Origin of the sequence: Bartonella sp. AC70YNML (assembly GCF_042196545.1) — a bacterium.
GTDB lineage: Bacteria > Pseudomonadota > Alphaproteobacteria > Rhizobiales > Rhizobiaceae > Bartonella.
The window spans coordinates 1-3,959 of record NZ_JBHIQK010000029.1; the positions used below are offsets into that span (position 1 = coordinate 1).

Sequence of the window (3,959 nt, forward strand, 5' to 3'; positions counted from 1 at the left end):
AATGCACGGATTAAAGAAGTTTCTGAAGGAGTAGCGCAAGATTCTTTGTTATGGAATGATGAAGCCAATGCCTTTGTCGCGCGTCATGAGAAGAAGCAAGAAGAACAAGGCAGAGCTGTAAGGACACAAGAAAACAGTAGAATTACGTTTCTAGCAAATGGTGAGATTAGCGCTAAATCAACGGATGCTGTCGCTGGTAATCAACTTTATTCAATGAATCAGACGCTGGCGACTTATTTTGGTGGTGGTGCAGGTTATGCTAAAGATGGACAATGGAAGGCTCCAAATTTTGTAATCAAGAAAGTTGATGCAGAAGGTAAAGAAAGTGAGGAAAGCTATAAGAGTGTAGCGGAAGCACTTTCTGATATTAGTAGTTCTGTCACGAATGTTCATCATGATGTGACCAATGTAGTCAGTGATAGCCTTGTCAAGCAGGATGAGAAGACGAAAATTATCACTATTGGTAAAGAAGTAGAAGGCACTGAAATAAGTCTTCTGGATGACAAGGGCAAAGAGCGGACACTTTCAGGTGTTAAGGCAGCAACGAAGAATAATGAAGCGGTTAACAAGGGTCAGCTTGATGCAAGTCTGAAAGATCTTTCTACCAGCCTTCAGTCTGATGACTCGGCTGTTGTTCATTACGATAAAAAAGAGGGTGAGAATGGCGGCATTGATTACATGAGTGTGACTTTAGGTAAAGGTAAGGATGCAGGACCAGTTGCACTTCATAATGTAGCGGATGGTACCATTGCTGAAAATTCACATGATGCGATTAATGGTAGTCAGATCAACACGATTTCTCAGAATGTAGCTAAATTCCTTGGCGGCGATGCGGCATTTAAAGACGGTAGCTTTACCAACCCTACTTACAACTTATCTCGCGTTTCTGAAGATGGCGAGGTAACACAAAAAGCCTTTACCAATGTTGGTTTAGCATTTGAGGGACTTGATGCAAATATCAAAAATGTGAATCAGCGTATTAAGGAAGTCTCAGAAGGAGTTGCACAAGATTCTTTATCATGGAGCGAGGGTGAAAAATCCTTTGTAGCCTTGCATGGAGGAAAAGACGGTGCAAAGACAAATAGCAAGATTAAGTTCCTTGCGGCAGGAGATATTACGAAAGAATCTACAGATGCAGTAAATGGCTCCCAACTTTATTCCTTAGGAAAAGATCTTGCATCGTACTTAAACGGTGATGCTAAGTATGAGAAAGATCAATGGTTGTTGCCTAGATTTAAAGTTACACACCTTAAAGAAGATGGCACATCAGAAGAAGCTGAGTACGATAGTGTTTCAGAAGCTCTTTCAGGTGTTGGTAATTCTTTCACGAATGTGGTTAAAGACTTTAATGACAAAGTCACGAATATCACAGAATCTGTCCAAGGCGATGCGCTGTTGTGGAATAAGGACGCAGAGGCGTTTGTAGCCAAGCATGGAGAGAAGGAAAGCAAGACGAACAGCAAGATAACGTCGCTTGCAAATGGGGATATCACTAAAGACTCAAGCGATGCTGTAACAGGAAATCAGCTATATGCTCTAGGTAACAGTGTTGCAAAGTCTTTAGGTGGTGATGCTAGTTATGCAGGTGGCGCTTGGACGGCTCCAAGTTTCAAAGTTAAGATCGTTAATGAGGATGGTACTAAAGTTGAAGAGAAGAAGTATGATACTGTATCGGAAGCATTTGCTGGTGTAGGAACATCTTTTGAGAATCTTCAAAAAGAGTTTACTCAAAACAACACGGAGGTTACTGAAAATATTAAGCAGAATGCGTTGTTGTGGAGTGATTCTGAAAAGGCGTTTGTAGCAACGCATGGAGAGGGTGATGAGAAAGGCAACAGTAAAATTAAGTTTCTTTCCAATGGAGAGGTTTCTGCAAGCTCAAGTGAAGCGGTCAATGGTTCTCAGCTTTTTGCGACTAATCAAAATGTAAGCAGTGTATCTAACAATCTTGAAACAACAGCTACGAATATAGCTAAATCCTTTGGCGGTGGCGCTGAATATAAAGAAGGTCAATGGAATGCTCCAAGCTTCAAAGTTAAGATCGTCAAAGAAGATGGCAGTGCTGTTGAAGAGCAAAGTTATGATGATGTTGCTAAAGCATTTGCTGGTGTAGGCGCTTCATTCACGAATATTCACAAAGAGCTTAAGAATGAGATTAATAAAGTTGTAGGAGATAGTCTTGTTAAGTTTGATGATACGACAAATGTAATCAAGCTTGGTGGTGAAAAAGAAGGTGCGAGCATCAGTATTGCGGATAAGGAAAGCCAAGATAGAATACTTTCAGGTGTTAAGACAGCGACAAGGGATAATGAAGCGGTTAACAAGGGTCAGCTTGATGAAAGTTTAAAGGATCTTTCTACCAGTCTTCAGTCTGATGAATCGGCTGTTGTTCACTATGATAAACAAGGTGATGATAATAGCAGCACTAATTATGCGAGTGTGACTTTGGGTAAAGGTAAGGGTTCTGCAACTGTTGGTTTGCATAATGTTGCCGAAGGTCAGATTAGTGAGAATTCGCATGATGCGGTTAATGGCGGTCAGGTTTCTAAGGTTTCTCAGGATATTGCGAAATACTTAGGTGGAGGTACAAGCTTTAAAGATGGTACTTTCACGGGTCCAACCTATAAATTATCCAGTGTTGATGCAAAAGGCGAGGTAGTAGAAAAATCTTATGGTGATGTTGGTTTAGCCATTGAAGGTATTGATACGAATTTCAAGAATGTGAATAACAACCTAACGAATAAGTTTAATGAACTTACTGAAAATATCACGAATATTACTCAGGAAGTTCAAGGCGATGCGCTGTTGTGGGATAAGGACGCAGAAGCGTTTGTAGCGACGCATGGGGACAATAAAGAGAACAGCAAGCTCACATCACTTGCAGCTGGCTCTATAGTATCAGGCTCGAGTGATGCGATTACGGGTGGACAGATTTATGATCTGCAAAAAAAGTTTGCTGGCTATTTTGGTGGAGGTGCTGGTTATAATGAGAAAGGCGAATGGCAAGATCCGGATTTCCAAATTCAGACTTTCAGCAATGATGGTACGAAAGGAGATAAGAAGAGCAGTAATAATGTTGCAGGTGCGTTTAATGACATTAATGACAGCATGAGCACTATCAACGCTCGTATTAAGGAAGTTTCAGAAGGAGTTGCACAAGATTCTTTATCATGGAGCAAGGCTGAAGGTGCTTTTGTCGCCTTGCATGGAGAAAAAGATAGTGAGAAGATGAACAGCAAAATCACATCACTTGCAAATGGTGATATTACTGCTAGCTCAAGCGATGCTGTAGCAGGAAATCAGCTATATTCTCTAGGTAACAGTGTTGCAAAGTCTTTAGGTGGTGATGCTAGTTATGCAGGTGGCGCTTGGACGGCTCCAAGTTTCAAAGTTAAGATCGTTAATGAGGATGGTACTAAAGTTGAAGAGAAGAAGTATGATACTGTATCGGAAGCATTTGCTGGTGTAGGAACATCTTTTGAGAATCTTCAAAAAGAGTTTACTCAAAACAACACGGAGGTTACTGAAAATATTAAGCAGAATGCGTTGTTGTGGAGTGATTCTGAAAAGGCGTTTGTAGCAACGCATGGAGAGGGTGATGAGAAAGGCAACAGTAAAATTAAGTTTCTTTCCAATGGAGAGATTTCTGCAAGCTCAAGTGAAGCGGTCAATGGTTCTCAGCTTTTTGATACGAATAAGACAGTTGCAACTTATTTAGGTGGTGGCGCTGAATATAAGGAAGGTCAATGGAGTGCTCCAAGCTTCAAAGTTAAGATCGTCAAAGAAGATGGCAGTGCCGTTGAAGAGCATAGCTATGATGATGTTGCGTCAGCCTTTGCTGGTGTTGGTGATTCATTCACGAATATTCATAAAGAGCTTCAGAATGAGATTAATAAAGTTGTAGGAGATAGTCTTGTTAAGCAGGATGATGCTACGAAGGTAATCAAGATAGGTGGAGA

The 3,959-nt window shown here is 40.9% G+C and carries 1 pseudogene; it reads left to right on the top strand.

Annotated features, from left to right (window positions below):
- A pseudogene (locus ACFIMU_RS08495) lies at positions 1-3,959 on the top strand (hypothetical protein); the annotation flags it as partial.